The 16,326-nt window shown below is 62.2% G+C and carries 10 protein-coding genes; 5 read left to right on the plus strand and 5 right to left on the minus strand.

Annotated features, from left to right (window positions below; all coding sequences use genetic code 11):
* Positions 1-56 precede the first annotated feature (56 nt).
* Positions 57-4,844: an NAD-glutamate dehydrogenase gene (locus tag ILFOPFJJ_RS00485; RefSeq protein WP_173508636.1), complete on the minus strand. Its 4,788-nt coding sequence runs from the start codon at positions 4,842-4,844 to the stop codon at positions 57-59.
* 282 nt (positions 4,845-5,126) lie between these two features.
* On the opposite strand from ILFOPFJJ_RS00485, the gene pdxY reads away from it, so the two are divergent.
* Positions 5,127-6,008 (plus strand): pyridoxal kinase PdxY, encoded by an 882-nt coding sequence (pdxY, locus tag ILFOPFJJ_RS00490; RefSeq protein ID WP_173508637.1) that lies wholly within the window; start codon positions 5,127-5,129, stop codon positions 6,006-6,008.
* Positions 6,009-6,081: 73 nt separating this feature from the next.
* The gene (locus tag ILFOPFJJ_RS00495; RefSeq protein WP_173508638.1) at positions 6,082-6,723 is read left to right on the plus strand and encodes a carbonic anhydrase; all 642 of its coding nucleotides are present in this window, start codon (positions 6,082-6,084) and stop codon (positions 6,721-6,723) included.
* A 68-nt stretch (positions 6,724-6,791) separates the two neighbouring features.
* On the opposite strand, the gene ILFOPFJJ_RS00500 is transcribed toward ILFOPFJJ_RS00495, so the two are convergent.
* Both ILFOPFJJ_RS00500 and ILFOPFJJ_RS00505 read right to left on the minus strand, forming a co-directional pair.
* Positions 6,792-7,613: a lytic murein transglycosylase gene (locus ILFOPFJJ_RS00500; protein WP_173508639.1), complete on the minus strand. Its 822-nt coding sequence runs from the start codon at positions 7,611-7,613 to the stop codon at positions 6,792-6,794.
* Between the two features lie 176 nt (positions 7,614-7,789).
* Entirely contained in the window at positions 7,790-8,824 is a 1,035-nt protein-coding gene (locus ILFOPFJJ_RS00505) for an aspartate-semialdehyde dehydrogenase (RefSeq protein ID WP_173508640.1), read from the minus strand.
* Positions 8,825-9,374: 550 nt separating this feature from the next.
* Here ILFOPFJJ_RS00505 and ILFOPFJJ_RS00510 point away from each other — a divergent pair.
* Entirely contained in the window at positions 9,375-11,264 is a 1,890-nt protein-coding gene (locus ILFOPFJJ_RS00510; RefSeq protein ID WP_173508641.1) for an MFS transporter, read from the plus strand.
* A 105-nt stretch (positions 11,265-11,369) separates the two neighbouring features.
* On the opposite strand, the gene ILFOPFJJ_RS00515 is transcribed toward ILFOPFJJ_RS00510, so the two are convergent.
* Entirely contained in the window at positions 11,370-12,068 is a 699-nt protein-coding gene (locus ILFOPFJJ_RS00515; RefSeq protein ID WP_173508642.1) for a phosphatase PAP2 family protein, read from the minus strand.
* Between the two features lie 154 nt (positions 12,069-12,222).
* Positions 12,223-13,335: a 3-isopropylmalate dehydrogenase gene (leuB, locus tag ILFOPFJJ_RS00520; protein WP_173508643.1), complete on the minus strand. Its 1,113-nt coding sequence runs from the start codon at positions 13,333-13,335 to the stop codon at positions 12,223-12,225.
* A gap of 174 nt (positions 13,336-13,509) precedes the next feature.
* Here leuB and ILFOPFJJ_RS00525 point away from each other — a divergent pair, with 174 nt between their 5' ends.
* Complete coding sequence (locus ILFOPFJJ_RS00525; protein ID WP_173508644.1) at positions 13,510-14,151, plus strand: LysE family translocator; 642 nt, start codon at positions 13,510-13,512, stop codon at positions 14,149-14,151.
* A gap of 83 nt (positions 14,152-14,234) precedes the next feature.
* On the plus strand, positions 14,235-16,322 hold the full coding sequence (locus ILFOPFJJ_RS00530) for a M3 family metallopeptidase (RefSeq protein ID WP_173508645.1): 2,088 nt from the start codon (positions 14,235-14,237) through the stop codon (positions 16,320-16,322).
* The last annotated feature ends 4 nt before the right edge of the window (positions 16,323-16,326 follow it).

Genomic DNA, 16,326 nt, shown 5'->3' on the forward strand with positions numbered 1-16,326 from the left:
GCGAGGAAACCCGAAGCGGAATCAGTCCTCCGGGCCGATTGCCCGGAGGGACTGTGTCATTTCGCCTTGCCGCGTGCAAGGTCGTTGAGCAGGCCAGCCGCAACCGTAATCTTGGCGAGTGTCGTCTCGCCTTTTTCGGTGAGCAGCTTCAGCTGGTCGCCAACGCGTGAGACGCGTTCGCGATCACTGTCGTGCCAGGCAAGAACCGGATTGCGTTCGCCCTTCTGCTCGACCAGCGCTGCGACAGTGATGTCCCGCCGGGCGGCGCCGATGTCGGCGACGGCGCGCGAAAGCGCCATGGCCTCGAACTGCTCCGTGGCGGGCACGCGATCGGCGGCGGCCAGCAGACGATTTATCCTGAGATCTTCCGTCACGGTGAAATAACCCTGCGCGGTGCGGCTCAGCGTTTCGCCGGTCTCGGTGGAGATCTGCATGATCTCCGGCACGAGGGTCATCAGCGACAGTTCGGCTATTTCCTCCGCGAGCTTTGCCGGCGCGCCGCTTTCGATGAAGGCTGCGGCCCTCAGGCGTGCCTCTTCGGCGCTGTCGCCGGAGATTGCCGTGCGCATCGTGCCGCGCAGCTTCTGCAAGCCGTCGCGCAGACGCGAAACCGCATCGGAAACGGGGCCACTCGAGGCGCGCGTGCGCAAAGCCTTCTCGGTTACGAGCACGAAGATGCGGCTCACTTCCTGATAGAGCGCATTCTGTACGGCGCCGCTGATCCTGTTGTCCAGCGCGTCGATCTCACCGTAAATCCGCTGCAGGTCGAAGCCGTCGAGCGCCAGCACGGCCGCCTTGACGACATCGCCGGAGAGAAAGCCGGTCGTATCGGTCAGCGTCGAAACGAATGCGGGACCACCGCGGTTGATCACTTCGTTGCCGAGGACCGTCGCGATGATCTCGCGGCGCAGCCGGTGCCCGCGGATATCCCCGGCATAGGTCTTGCGCATCTTTGCCGGGAAATAGCGCTCCAGCGTCGCAGTGAAATAGGGATCATCCGGCAGATCGCCGAGGATCAGCTCTTCGAACAGCACCAGCTTCGCATAGGAAAGCAGAACGCCGATCTCAGGACGCGTCAGCGGCTTGCCCGCCTGGTAACGCTCGCTCATGGCCAGCTCCGTCGGCAGGGTCTCGACCTTACGGTTGAGGTGGCCATCGGCCTCGAGTCGCGCCATAAGCCGCGAGAGCGAGGTGCGGTTCGCGAGCCCCTGCATTTCCGTCAGCGAGATTGCCAGCGATTGCTGGTAGTTGTTGCGCAGCACGAGGTGCGCCACCTCGTCGGTCATCGAAGCGAGAAGCGTGTTTCGTTTCGGCCGCGTCAGACGTCCGTCGCGCATGGCCGAAGCAAGCGCGATCTTGATGTTGACCTCGACGTCGGAGGAGTTGACGCCGGCCGAATTGTCGATCGCGTCGGAATTGCAGCGCCCTCCGGCGAGCGAGAAGCCGATGCGGCCTTTCTGGGTGACGCCGAGATTGGCGCCTTCGCCGATAACGCGGGCACGCACTTCCTCCGCCGTAACGCGGATCGCGTCGTTGGCGCGGTCGCCAACCTCGGCGTCCGTTTCGTTGCTGCCGCGCACATAGGTGCCGATGCCGCCGAACCAGAGCAGATCGACCGAGCTCTTGAGGATGGCGTTCATGATCTCGAAGGGGGTCGCCTTCTGCTTGTCGAGGCCGATTGCTGTCATCGCCTCCGCCGTCAGGGTCACGAACTTCTCCGTGCGCGAGATGATCATTGCGCCCTGCGATAGTGTCTTGCGGTCGTAGTCCTGCCAGCTCGAGCGCGGAAGCGCGAACATACGCTTGCGCTCGGCGAAGGAAAGGTCGGTATCCGGATTCGGATCGATGAAGATATCGCGATGGTCGAAGGCGGCGATCAGCCGGATCTTCTCCGAGAGCAGCATCCCATTGCCGAAAACGTCGCCGGACATGTCGCCGACGCCGGCGACCGTGACGGGAGTCGTCTGGATGTCGATGTCCATCTCGCGGAAATGACGCTTGACCGTCTCCCAGGCGCCGCGGGCGGTGATGCCCATCTTCTTATGGTCGTAGCCGGCCGAGCCACCGGAGGCGAAAGCATCGTCAAGCCAGAAGCCGGCTTCCTGGGCAAGCCCGTTGGCCGTGTCGGAGAAGGTGGCGGTGCCCTTGTCGGCCGCGACGACGAAATAGGGATCGTCGCCATCGAGCCTCAGCGTATCGGCCGGCGGCACGACGTCATGGCCGACGATGTTGTCGGTGACCGACAGCAGCGTGCGGATATAGGTCTTGTAGGCTTCCGTGCCGACCTTGAAAATTTCGTCGCGCGTGCCGCCGACCGGCAGCTGCTTCGGATAGAAGCCGCCCTTGGCGCCGACCGGCACGATGACCGCGTTCTTTACCTGCTGCGCCTTGACGAGGCCGAGTACCTCGGTGCGGTAGTCCTGCGCCCGGTCCGACCAGCGAAGGCCGCCGCGGGCCACCTTGCCGAAGCGCAGGTGCACGCCTTCGACCTCGGTGCCGTAGACGAAGATCTCGCGGAAAGGCCGAGGCTCAGGCAGGCCATCGAGCTGCTTCGGATCAAGCTTGAAAGCGAGAACCGCACGCGGCCTGCCGTCCGCGTCTTTCTGGAAATAGTTCGTCCGGAGCGTCGACTGGATCACGTTGACATAGCGGCGCAGGATCTGGTCCTCGTCGAGGCTCGGTACGGCCGAGAGCGCCTCCTCGATAGCCGAGAGCAAGGCGTTGCCTTTCTTCGTCCTCGCCTTCGCCTCGATCTTCGGATCCATGCGCGTCGCAAACAGCCGGAAGATGTCGGCAGCGATCGCCGGATGCTTGTTCATCGTGTCGGCGATATAGCCCTGCGAATAGGTAATGCCCGCCTGGCGCAGATAACGGGCATAGGCGCGCAGCACCGTGACTTCGCGCGCGGTGAGGCCGGCAAGCAGGATCAGCCGGTTGAACGTGTCGTCTTCGATCGTGCCGCTCCAGGAAGCCAGAAACGCCTCTTCGAGCGCCACACCGGTCTTGGCAAGATTGAGCGCATGTCCATCGCGGTGGACCAACTCCATGTCGTGCAGCACCACAAGCCGCTGTTCTTCCGCATGCCCGCTGACGCCGATGTCGTAGGTCTGCTCGCTGATGACGCGGAACCCAAGATTTTCAAGGAGCGGCACGCGACGCGAGAGCGACACGGGATCTTCCGCGTGGAAGATTTTCAGTTCGAGCGTGTCCGGCCGTTCTTTCTGTTTGTGATAGAACGAGATGCGGATTGGGTCGTCGCGCCTGCAAGCGGCGATGTCCTGAAGATCGTCATAGGCTTCCGCCGGCGTGAAGGCCGCTTGGTAGGCTTCGCCGACCGAGATCTCGATACCGTCCTTGCGCGCAAGCAGGTTGAAGCGGTCGGTCCAGCGAGTGACGATGCTGCGAACCGCCTCCTCGAGCTTGGCCTGCGGAACGCGCGGCGTCTTCCCGCCATAGCGGCCGATAATGAAATGGACGCGCGCCAGCCCGCCTTCGGGGAAAGCGGGATAATAGGCAGAAACGCGACCGTCATAGACCGTTCTCAAATAGTTGCCGATCTTCTCGCGGACGTCCGAATCATATTGCTCGCGCGGCACGAAGACGAGGACCGAGACGAAACGGTCGAAATGGTCGATGCGCGGCAGCACGCGGATGCGTGGCCGGTCGCTGAGCTCGTTGATCTGCTCGCAGAACGCAGCCAGCAGCCCGACGTCGATCTGGAAAAGGTCGTCGCGCGGATAGGATTCCAGCGTGTTCGCCAGCATCTTGCCCGAATGGCTCTGGGGATCGTAGCCGAAATGATCGATGATCTTTTCGATCTTGTGTCTCAGCAACGGTATTTCGGACGCCTGACGCGTATAGGCCGTCGACGTGAAGAGGCCGACGATGCGCAGTTCCCCGATCACGTTACCGGAGGTGTCGAAGCGCTTGACGCCGATGTAGTCCATATAGGCGCGGCGGTGGACGAGGGATTTCACATTGGCCTTGGTGACGATCAGGAACTCCGGCCCTTCGAGAAAGGCGAGGATCTCCGGCGTCGTCAGCACGGCGTCCTTGCCCTGGCGCAATACCCGGACATCGGGATTGGAGAGAAGGCCGAGGCCCCTGCCCTTGCCGCGTTCGACCGTCGCCTTCTCGCCCTTGCCGGAATAGGTGTATTCCCGCATTCCGAGGAACGTGAAATTGCTGTCTCTTAGCCAGCGAAGGAAAGCGAGCGCCTCGTCACGATCGCTCTTCTTGCGCGAAGCATTGTAGGCTTCCAGTTCCTTCATGGCTTGGTTGAGCAATGTCGTCATCGCCGGCCAGTCGTGAACGGCTTGATGGACCTGGTCCAGCACGTCGGCGATGCGCTTGCTGAGCTGGCGCGCTTCGAGCGGTGCGAGCTTGTCCAGGTGAATCTGGATATGGCTCACCCGGTGCGCCGGATCGCTTTCCTCATCCGGATCGTACGCCTTGATGGGCTTGCCGGGTTCCCTGACGAGAATGGGATGGATTGCGAGATGGATGTCGCGGTGCGTGCTCGTCACCTCGCCCATGATCGAGTCGTAGAGGAAGGGCATGTTGCGTTCGGTGATGGCGATGATCGAGACGTCCGTGCCGCCGGGCGCAACGCCCGGCACGGTTTCGACCGAAACCTGCGGCTTGCCTCCGTCCCAGCGTGCGAGTTCGTTGCGTGCATGTGCGGCGGTCAATGCCAGCATGTCGGCGGTATAAAGATCGAGGTCGTCGTTGCTCGCCCCGCCGAAGAGGATCTCTGGCGCCAGCGCCTCGGCGCCGATCTTCTCCGCAGCCGCCTTGGCCGCGTCGATATGCCTGTCCCGCTTCGGATTGTATTTCACGCCCATGAACTGTCTCCCCGTACGTGATAGATGAACCTATCAGAACCATGGCCAATGGCGACCGTTTTATGCCCGTTTTCGGCAAAATCGAGCTGAATTTTGGAGAAATTCGCGCGATTTCGACCTAAATCCATTTAAATCGAAGGCGATTTTGCAAAAATTGCTCGAAAAACGGTGGAAACGCACGAAAACGCCGAAGCGCGGTTTCGGGCATCTCTGGCATCCGCTGTTGACAGGCCGGTGACAGTCGGGCGATCACACCTCGATTCGAAGGAATGGGATTGCCCGATGCCCGAAACGCATGCCGCACCCGGCGCCGTCATCGTTATTTCAAGCCATGTGGTTCGCGGCACCGTCGGCAACCGGGCCGCGGTCTTCGCGCTGGAGACGCTCGGGCACCGCGTCTGGGCCGTGCCGACGGTGATATTGCCGTGGCATCCGGGCCACGGCCCTTCGACACGGGTGACGATCGCCGACCAGGAGTTCCAGTCGATCATCGAGGATCTCGTCAATGCGCGTTGGACCGGCGAGGTGCGGGCGGTTCTCTCCGGGTACCTGGGTTCGCCGGGCCATGTCGAAGGCGTTGCTGAGCTCGTGACGGCATTACGTCAGCGCAATCCAGATCTTGTATACGCCTGCGACCCAATCATCGGCGATGGCAACGGCCTCTATGTCTCCGCCGAGATTGCCGCCGCCGTTCGCGACCGGTTGCTGCCGCTGGCGACACTGGCGACGCCCAACCGCTTCGAGCTTTCCTGGCTTGCCGGGGCTGCGCTTGAAACGAATACGGCGATCCTCGATGCGGCACTCGGTCTCGGACCGTCGCGCGTGCTGGTGACCTCGGCGATCCCGATGATGAGTGGTGGCACCGGCAATCTTTATCTGTCGGGCAGCCATGCGCTGCTCGCCGAACACCGGTTGATCGACAATCCACCGAACGGCACCGGCGATCTGTTGGCCGCCGTGTTTCTGGCACGGCTGCTTCAGGGGCTTTCGGAAGAGCGGGCGCTGCAGATGGCGACCGCCAGCGTGTTCGAGATCATCGCGCGCACGGCGAAGCGCGGCGCCGACGAGCTGACGCTCGAGCAGGATGCCTCGAGCCTCGCAACGCCGATGGCCATGGTGCAGATGCGGCGCCTCTTGCATCCAGGCCAGGTGCGGCGGAGATAAAGAAGTATTCACGCACAGCCATTGCGTGGCATCGTGGATTGATGTGTCGGCAGCATTGGGGTAACCGATCGATATGCAGCGCTTTCCGGATCATCTTCTGAACGGCTACCGCAACTTCATGAGCGGTCGTTTCAACGAACAGCAACAGCGCTATCGGACACTCGCCGAAAGCGGCCAGAAGCCGAGGACGATGGTCATTGCCTGTTGCGACTCGCGGGCCGCGCCGGAAACTATCTTCGATAGCGGCCCTGGAGAACTCTTCGTCGTGCGCAACGTCGCCAACATGATGCCGCCTTATGAGCCGGACGGGCATTATCATTCGACGTCGGCCGCCCTCGAATTTGCCGTCCAGTCGCTCCGCGTCAGCGACATCGTCGTTATGGGGCACGGGCGCTGCGGCGGCATCAAGGCGGCACTCGATCCGGACGCCGAGCCCCTCTCCCCCGGCGATTTCATCGGCCGCTGGATGAACCTGCTGAAGCCGGCCGCGGAACAGATCCAGAGCAACGAATTCATGACACAGGCGGAACGGCAACGGGCGCTCGAACGGGTGTCGATCCGGAACTCGCTTGCCAACCTGCGCACCTTCCCCTGTGTCCAGATTCTCGAGGCGAAGGGCAAGCTGCAGCTTCATGGCGCCTGGTTCGATATTTCAACCGGCGAGCTTTGGCTGATGGACGCCAAGACCGGCGATTTCGCCCGACCGGGCATGTAATCGGCCGGGCATGCAAAAAGCCCGGTCCTTTCGGACCGGGCTCGAAATCCATATTCTGTTGGTCGCGATCAGTCGCCGTCTATCTCGGCGCCGATGATGGCGATCGCCTGCTGGTACACGCTGGCGGCGTTCCATCCCTGGATCGCACCGTAGTTGACCTCGCCCGGCTGATAACCGCCGCCTGGCTGCCATCCATGGCCGCGCAGGAAGTTGGCGGTGGAGGCGAGTGCGTCCGCCTTGGAGCGGACCATGTCGACATGGCCGTTGCCGTCTCCGTCCACACCGTATTTCAGGACGTTCAGCGGCAGAAACTGCGTCTGGCCGATCTCGCCATGGGCAGCACCCCGGGCAGCAGGGCTCAGATCGCCGCGCTCTACAAGCTGGAGCGCTGCGTAAAGCTGGTTGGTGAAATAGTCGGAGCGGCGGCAGTCGTAGGCGAGCGTCGAGACGGCCGAGAGCGTGTGTTCCTTGCCCAAGAAGGAACCGAAGCCGGTTTCCATCCCCCAGATCGCAATCAGCGGTCCCGCCGGGACGCCGAAGCGCTGTTCGATGCTGGCAAACAGCTTGGCGTTCTGTGCCCGCATCTTCTTGCCGCGCGAGATGATCGCCTGACCGCCACGCTTCTGCATGAACTGGTCAAGCGAGAGCTTGAAGCTCTTCTGGCCGCGGTCCGCGCGGATGGTCGCCCTGTTATAGGAAACGTTGGAGAGTACCTGGTCGAGTACCGCCCTGCTGATGCCGTTGCCGGCGGCTTCCTGCTTGAACTCAGCTACCCAGGCCGCAAAGCCGCTCCCGTCATTGCCGCATTGAGCCGCCGCAGCGGCCGTGGGAAGGATTGCCGTCGAAACCAGGGCCGCAAGCCCCGCCGCTACGCACTTTGCCCTGTGCATGAAATACCCCGTCATTGCCCGAACAATCGCTTGTCTTCAATTACTGGTCCCGCGTCGCGGGATGCTAGTCATGTTTCACGTGAATCCGCCCAATACCGGCGGAAGAACCCAATGCGAAGCCCCGCGGGTCCTTGGCGGACCGGGCGGGGCTTTGCTTCAGTCCCGAGCGGGGCCGGTCAGGCGGCCTGCTTGCGGGGCTTAACCAGACCGCGATTGACGAGCAACTCGGCAATCTGGATGGCGTTGAGCGCGGCGCCCTTGCGCAGGTTGTCGGAGACCACCCACATGTTGAGGCCGTTCTCGACCGTGGCATCCTCGCGGATGCGCGAAATATAGGTCGCGTCTTCGCCAGCGCATTCGTAAGGCGTCACGTAGCCGCCGTTCTCATGCTTGTCGACGACCAGGCAACCCGGCGCTTCGCGCAGGATCTCGCGCGCCTCGTCGGCGGTGATTTCATTCTCGAATTCGATATTGACCGATTCCGAATGGCCGATGAAGACCGGGACGCGCACGGCCGTGCAGGTCACCTTGATCTTCGGATCGAGCATCTTCTTGGTTTCCGCCAGAACCTTCCACTCTTCCTTGGTGTAACCGTCTTCCATGAACACGTCGATGTGCGGGATGACGTTGAAGGCGATCCGCTTGGTGAACTTCTTGCTCTCGATAGGATCGGCAACGAAGACGGCGCGGGTCTGGTTGAAAAGCTCGTCCATGCCGTCCTTGCCGGCGCCGGAGACCGACTGATAGGTCGAAACGACGACGCGCTTGATCTTGGCGTGGTCATGCAGCGGCTTCAGCGCGACGACGAGTTGGGCCGTCGAGCAATTCGGGTTGGCGATGATGTTCTTCTTGGAGAAAAGGGCGATCGCATCCGGGTTCACTTCCGGAACGATCAGCGGAACGTCGCCGTCGTAGCGCCAGGCGGAAGAATTGTCGATGACGACGCAGCCCTGCTGGCCGATCTTCGGCGAATACTTCTGCGAAACCGCGCCGCCGGCCGACATCAGGCAGATGTCCGTATCGGAGAAATCATAAGTTTCGAGGTTGGAAACCTTCAGCGTCTTGTCGCCATAGGAAACTTCGGTGCCGATGGAGCGCGACGAGGCGAGCGCCACAACTTCATCGGCGGGAAACCCGCGTTCCGAAAGGATGTTCAGCATCTCCCGGCCGACATTGCCGGTGGCGCCTGCGACTGCAATCTTGAAACCCATGATCTAAGCTCTCTTTCTGTCTCTCCTCGTCTGGTGGAGGGGGAAGCCGCGCAGGAGGCCCGCGAGGTTTCCTGTCCCCGGCCTTACCGGGGAGAGAGCGGAGGGCCAGAGACGTCAGACGGTTTTCGTCGTCGTTTTGGCCGTTGTTTTGCTAGCGAGCGAGAAATGGCGAGCCTGCCCGGCAACTGCCGGCAAGATCGACGCAGCGATGGACGGACCGTTCGGTCGCATTGCGGTTTCCTCGTTCGCCGCTGCTCTTACGCGGTTTTCGGCAAGAGTCAAGCCGCCGCCGGCGTTTGCCGCCACCGCTGGCTATTCGCCAGCGCCGGAAAGAGCGAAAGCCGCGCCACACTTTTGCGTGATACGGCTTCGGGATCGCGCCCGATCGCCGCATTAGACGAAAGTCATACGCCCAAAGCATCTCTGCCTTGGCTGCCACTTTTCTGACATCCTTTGATCAGGCGCACCACGTCCGGGCATTCAGGGAGGAATGGCCGGGCCGGGGAATGGGCGCTCCAATATGCCAATTTTGGAGTGGAGGATTATCAAAATGGCGAATGTCGCAACAGTGGACGGCGCAAAAGCCGGCCCCATGACCGGCGAGGAGAAGAAGGTCATCTTCGCTTCGTCGCTCGGTACCGTCTTCGAATGGTACGACTTTTATCTCTACGGCTCGCTTGCCCTCTATATCGGCGCGACCTTCTTCAGCCAATATCCGCCGACGACGCAGGCCATCTTTGCGTTGCTCGCCTTCGCTGCCGGCTTTCTGGTGCGCCCGTTCGGCGCGCTCGTTTTCGGCCGCCTCGGCGACCTTGTCGGCCGCAAATATACCTTCCTCGTTACGATCCTGATCATGGGCTTCTCGACGTTCCTGGTCGGCGTCCTGCCCGGCTCCGCCTCAATCGGCATCGCAGCGCCGATCATCCTGATCGGTCTACGTTTGCTGCAAGGTCTTGCGCTTGGCGGTGAATACGGCGGTGCGGCAACCTATGTGGCAGAGCACGCCCCGCATGGGCGCCGCGGCTATTTCACCTCCTGGATCCAGACGACGGCGACGCTTGGCCTGTTCCTGTCACTGGTGGTCATCCTGGCGGTTCAATACATGGTCGGCAAGGAAGCCTTCGCCGCCTGGGGCTGGCGCGTGCCATTCCTGCTCTCCTGCGTGCTCCTCGGGGTTTCCGTCTGGATTCGCCTGAAGATGAACGAATCTCCCGCCTTCAAGCGGATGAAGGAAGAGGGCAAGGGCTCGAAAGCGCCCCTGACGGAAGCTTTTGGTCAGTGGAAGAATGCGAAGATCGCACTTCTGGCACTCTTCGGTGCGGTGGTCGGCCAGGCAGTCGTCTGGTACTCGGGCCAGTTTTACGCACTCTTCTTCCTCACGGGCGTCCTGAAGGTGGACGGGCAGTCGGCGAACCTGATGGTTGCCGCCTCGTTGCTTCTCGGCACCGGCTTCTTCGTCTTCTTCGGTTGGCTGTCGGACAAGATCGGCCGTAAGCCGATCATCATGGCGGGCCTGTTGCTTGCCATGCTCACCTACTTCCCGCTGTTCAAAGCGCTGACCTGGGCCGGCAACCCGGCGCTTGCCGAAGCGCAAGAGAACGTCCGCGCCACGGTCACTGCGGCCCCTGGGGATTGCAATTTCCAGTTCAACCCGACAGGCGTTCAGAAGTTCACGAGCTCCTGCGACATTGCGACCGCGTTCCTGACCAAAAACTCCGTTCCCTATGACGTCGTAAGCACTGCGGCGGCGGGAACGCCGGCGACCGTCAAGATCGGTGAGTCAACGATTAACAGCTACGACGCGGTTGCCGCGGGCGACAAGGCGAAGGCAGAGGATGCGGCCTTCAGCAAGCAGGTCAACATGGCGCTTCAGGCTTCCGGCTATCCGCTGGTGCGTGCGGCGGCGAAGGTTCCGGAATCCAAGCTCGACGCCTTCGTTGCAGCCAATCCGGAACTGGCGCTCGACGCCGCTGCTGTCCGAGCCGGCGAAAAGACCATGGTACCAGCCGACAAGCTGACTGCCGACAAGCTGCTGACCAAGGAAGAACTCGGCGGCGCCACGGAAATGGCCGTCTATTCGATCGACAAGGGCGGCGCCTTCACGATGGTGGCCGATCCGGCCCGCGTCAACTGGACGACGATCATCGCCGTGCTGACCGTTCTCGTCATCTATGTGACGATGGTTTACGGCCCGATCGCCGCGCTGCTGGTCGAACTCTTCCCGACCCGCATCCGCTACACCGGCATGTCGCTGCCCTACCACATCGGCAACGGCTGGTTCGGCGGCCTGCTCCCGGCAACGGCCTTCGCGATGAGCGCGGCCCAGGGCGATATCTATTATGGCCTCTGGTACCCGATCGTCTTCGCCGGCATCACGCTGGTCATCGGGCTCTTGTTCCTGCCGGAAACCAAGGACCGCGATATCCACGTAATGGACTGAGCGGGCGACCAAAATCATGACGCGGGATGCTGCGGGCGGAGACCCCGTTCCTCATCTCGCCGAACGACCTCTCCTGACTCCGGCGCGGCCTTCCGCGCCGGCTTTTTATTTGTCAACTTGGTGGGGGGTCGCGTTTTTCGGTGCCGGCCAGCCGCCCGCGTCCAAGCGGAAGAGCCAGCCTTGCCGGGCAAAAACGAATGCGATCATCATCGCGACCCAGAGGCCGAGCAGCAGGCCGGCGGCAACATCGCTCGGATAGTGTGCGCCGACGATTACGCGCGAAACGCCGATCGCCAATGCCAGTATCAGAAACACGGGTCTCAACTGCGGCATCAGCATCGCGAAGGCGCCGAAAAGGGCGCCGGCCGCCATCGAATGGCCCGACGGGAAGCTTTCGAACAATCGTTCACCGGTAAACGGCGTCAGGCTGTAGGCGCCGTAGTCGGCGAAAAGTTCCGGCCGCGCCCGGCCGATCAGGAATTTCAGCCCGTGCACCAGCACGCTTGCGGTGCCGATCGTCAGAAGAAAATAGGCGGACAGATTGCGCGCGCTTCTCGCTCGGTACCGAACCGTGTCGTGATGCGAGGCGCGCCGGGCAATGTAGGCGACCAGCAGCAGGAAGGTAGAAGTGTAGATCATCCAGGCGAATGTGCCGAAATCGGTAATCGTCCGGTTGAAGGCGACGATTTCCTCCGGCAGGTCCTGCGCCCATTGCGACAGTTGCGGATCGAAGGGAACGAGGGCAAGCACGAGCACCAGCGTCGTCAGGAATATCCAGGCCGTGGAAGCAAGCGGTTGATTCATATTTCGTCTTTCCTTCGCATCCTTCTGCATGTGAAGCCGGATGCAACGAAATCAAGACCCAAATATAAAACACCTCCGGAACGTCTCCGGAGGTGCTTGTTCATCGGACCACATCGGCACGAGCCGAGAGAAACGTCAGATGCCGGTACGCCGGTCAGACGGTAAGCGCCTTGAACTCGGCAAGGATCGCGTCGCCCATATCGGTGGTACCAACCTTTTGGCAGCCTTCGGCCATGATGTCGCCGGTTCGGATGCCCTTGTCGAGCACGTTGGCGATCGCCTTTTCCAGATTGTCGGCTTCCTTCACGAGGCTGAAGGAATAGCGCAGGCACATGGCGAAGGAAGCGATCATGGCGATCGGGTTGGCAATGCCCTTGCCGGCAATGTCCGGCGCCGAGCCGTGCACGGGCTCGTAGAGCGCCTTGCGCTTACCCGTCTTTGGATCAGGCGCGCCGAGCGAGGCGGAAGGCAGCATGCCGAGGGAACCGGTCAGCATGGCGGCGACGTCGGAGAGCATGTCGCCGAACAGGTTGTCGGTGACGATCACGTCGAACTGCTTCGGCTGGCGCACCAGCTGCATGCCGCCGGCATCGGCCAGCATATGCTCCAGTTGCACGTCGGCATATTTCGCCTTGTGGATTTCGGTCACGACCTGGTTCCAGAGCACGCCGGACTTCATCACGTTGCGCTTTTCCATCGAGCAGACGCGGTTCTGGCGCGTGCGGGCGAGTTCGAAGGCTACCCCGGCGATGCGCTCGATCTCGTAGGTGTCATACACCTGCGTGTCGATGCCGCGCTTCTGGCCGTTGCCGAGATCGATGATCTCCTTCGGCTCGCCGAAATAGACGCCGCCGGTCAGCTCGCGGACGATGAGGATATCGAGGCCTTCGACCAGCTCGGGCTTCAGCGAGGACGCATTGGCAAGCGCCGGATAGCAGATGGCCGGGCGCAGGTTGGCGAAGAGCTCCAGGTCCTTGCGCAGGCGCAGGAGACCAGCCTCCGGCCGCACCTCGTAGGGAACCGCATCCCACTTCGGTCCGCCGACGGCGCCGAAGAGCACGGCATCGGCGGCGAGCGCCTTCGTCATGTCCCCTTCCGAGATCGCCACGCCATGGGCGTCATAGGCGGAGCCGCCCACAAGGCCTTCATCCGTCACGAAGCCGGCACCGAGTTCGGCGTTCATGTAGGCGATGATTTTGCGGACTTCCGCCATGGCTTCCGGGCCGATGCCGTCGCCGGGCAGAAGGAAGAGATTGCGCGCAGTCATGGATAGTCCTTCTCAAGGGGAAACTCGGGCGCGTTCTTAGCGCAACTTCGTATCGAGGGAAATCTTTGTGGCGAAAGAATTGTGCGCGCCGGCCCGCCCGCCCCTTCCCGTTTCCGCTTGACGGAATCGCGCGCTGAGGCTCGAATGGCCGGACTCAACCGGGGATTTTTCAAGATGTCCGAGACGCTTCTTGTCGGTGCCTTTCTCGCAGCACTTTCCTATACGCTGATCCCCGGCCCCGCTTTTCTGGCGCTGCTTGGCATCGGCGCCGGCCAGGGCCGAAAAGCCGGTGCGCTCTTCATGGGTGGGCATCTCGCCGGCGATATCGTCTGGTCGACTCTGGCGCTCGTTGCAATCGTCGGTGCGCGATCGATCGGCACGGCAATCTTCGACGTTCTCGGCCTCTTCTGCGGCGCCTACCTCGCCTGGATCGGCTGGACCGCGCTCCGCGCCCGGCCGAAGGGCGAGAACCGCGCTTTGCTGACGGTGGAACGGCCGCTGCGCCGCGGCCTGATTTTCGGGCTCACCAATCCCAAAGGCTATCCGGTGGCGCTGGCGACGTTCACGGCGCTGCTTGCCGGTTCCGCCAATGCGCTCGAGTTCAACGCCCTGCCGATGCTGCTCGCTGTGTCGCTGATCGGTTTCCTCGTCGCCGATGTAATTCTGATCGCGATCATCGGCGCGTCCGTCGTTCGCCGCTTCTATCGCCGTCACGAGCTGGCCATTGTGCGGCTCTCCGGCCTCCTGTTCATCGGCTTCGCCGCACAGGCCGTCTGGCATGCGGCGCCCGGTCTCTTTGGCATGCGCAAGCCTTGACGATCCTGCCATTGCCAACCACTTCAAACATCTCCGCCGGCCAGCCGCCCGCTCCGCCGGCCCAGCATGCGAAAGGAATCCCCATGACTGCAAGCGCTTCGCTCAACCCCGCTCTTGTGAACTGGACCGGACACGAGGGTCTGCCGCGCTTCGATGCGGTCAAGGATGAGGACTTCGCGCCCGCCTTCGACGCGGCGCTCGCGGCCCATGAGGCGGAAATCGATGCGATCGCCAACAATCCGGAGCCGCCGACCTTTGAAAACACTGTCGTCGCCCTGGAAATCGCCGGAGATGAGCTTTCGCGCGTTTCGGCGCTTTTCTGGAACAAGGCCGGCGCCCACACCAACGACGTGATCCAGGCGCTCGAACGCGAGATCGCGCCGAAGATGTCGCGGCACTATTCGAAGATCGGCATGAATCCGGCCTTGTTCAGCCGTATCGACAGACTATGGGAGAAGCGCGAAGAGCTCGGCCTCGATCTCGAGGCGACGCGCGTCCTCGAGCGGCACTGGAAGGGCTTCGTCAAGTCCGGCGCCAAGCTCGACAAGCCGGAGCAGGAGCGGCTTGCCGCCATCAACGAAAAGCTTGCCGGGCTCGGCGCCAAGTTCGGCCAGAACGTGCTTGCCGACGAGAAGAACTGGGCGCTGTTGCTTGTGAGCGACGAGGAGCTCGCCGGCCTTCCGGAATTCCTGAAGGATGCGATGGCGGCGGCGGCCCGCGACAGAGGGGAAGAGGGCAAATACGCGGTCACCCTGTCGCGCTCGATCATCGAACCGTTCCTGACCTTCTCAGATAATCGCGAGCTTCGCGAGCAGGCCTTCAGGGCCTGGACGGCCCGCGGCGAAAACGGCGGCGAGACTGACAATCTCGACATTATCGCCGAGACGCTGGCGCTTCGGGCAGAGAAGGCAAAGCTGCTCGGATACGAGAATTTTGCGTCGCTGAAGCTCGACGACACCATGGCGAAGACGCCCGAAGCCGTGAACGGCCTCTTGATGCAGGTCTGGGAGAAGGCAGTCGTGCGCGCCCGCGAGGAGGAGGCGGATCTGGCCAAGCTGATTGCCGCCGAAGGGCGCAATCACGAGGTCATGCCGTGGGATTGGCGCCATTTTGCCGAAAAGCTGCGGGCGGAAAAATTCAACTTCTCCGAAAGCGAGCTGAAGCCCTATCTCCAACTCGAGAAGATCATCGATGCCTGCTTCGATGTCGCCCAGCGTCTCTTCGGTGTAACGGCCACGGAAAAGAAGGGCATCGCGGCCTATCATCCCGATGTTCGCGTCTTCGAGATCCGCGACGCCTCGGGCAAGCTGGTCGCGCTGTTCCTCGGCGATTACTTCGCCCGTTCCTCCAAGCGCTCCGGCGCATGGATGAGTTCATTCCAGTCGCAGCATAGGCTGAAGCTGAAGAATGGCGAGGAAGGTGAAATCCCGATCGTCTATAATGTCTGCAATTTTGCGAAACCGGCCGACGGCAAGCCGGCCCTGCTCTCGATCGACGATGCCCGAACACTGTTCCACGAGTTCGGCCATGCCCTTCACGGCATGCTCTCGAACGTCACCTACCCTTCCGTAGCCGGCACCGGCGTTTCGCGCGATTTCGTCGAGCTGCCGTCACAGCTCTTTGAGCATTGGCTGACCGTGCCGGATATCCTGAAGACCTATGCCGTGCACTACCGGACGGGCGAGCCGATGCCTAAGGCCTTGCTCGACAAGGTGCTGGCGGCGAGGACCTTCAATTCGGGTTTCGCCACCGTCGAATTCACCTCCTCGGCGCTGGTCGACATGGCCTATCACACGGCGGAAAGCATCGCCGAACCCATGGCACTGGAAGCGGCGACGCTCGAAAGGATCGGCATGCCGAAATCGATCGTCATGCGCCACCGCAGTCCGCATTTCTTGCACGTCTTTTCCGGCGACGGCTATTCCGCAGGCTACTATTCCTACATGTGGTCGGAGGTGCTCGACGCCGACGCTTTCGCCGCTTTCGAGGAAACCGGCGATCCCTTCGACCCTGAGACCGCGCGGAAGCTCAAGGACAACATCTATTCGGTCGGCGGCGCCATCGATCCGGAGGATGCCTACAAGGCTTTCCGTGGCAAGCTGCCGAGCCCGGACGCGATGCTGGCAAAGAAGGGGCTGGCGGCCGTAGCGCCGCCCTCGCCCGCCTCTTAGATCA

The organism is Sinorhizobium psoraleae, from assembly GCF_013283645.1.
Classification (GTDB): domain Bacteria; phylum Pseudomonadota; class Alphaproteobacteria; order Rhizobiales; family Rhizobiaceae; genus Sinorhizobium; species Sinorhizobium psoraleae.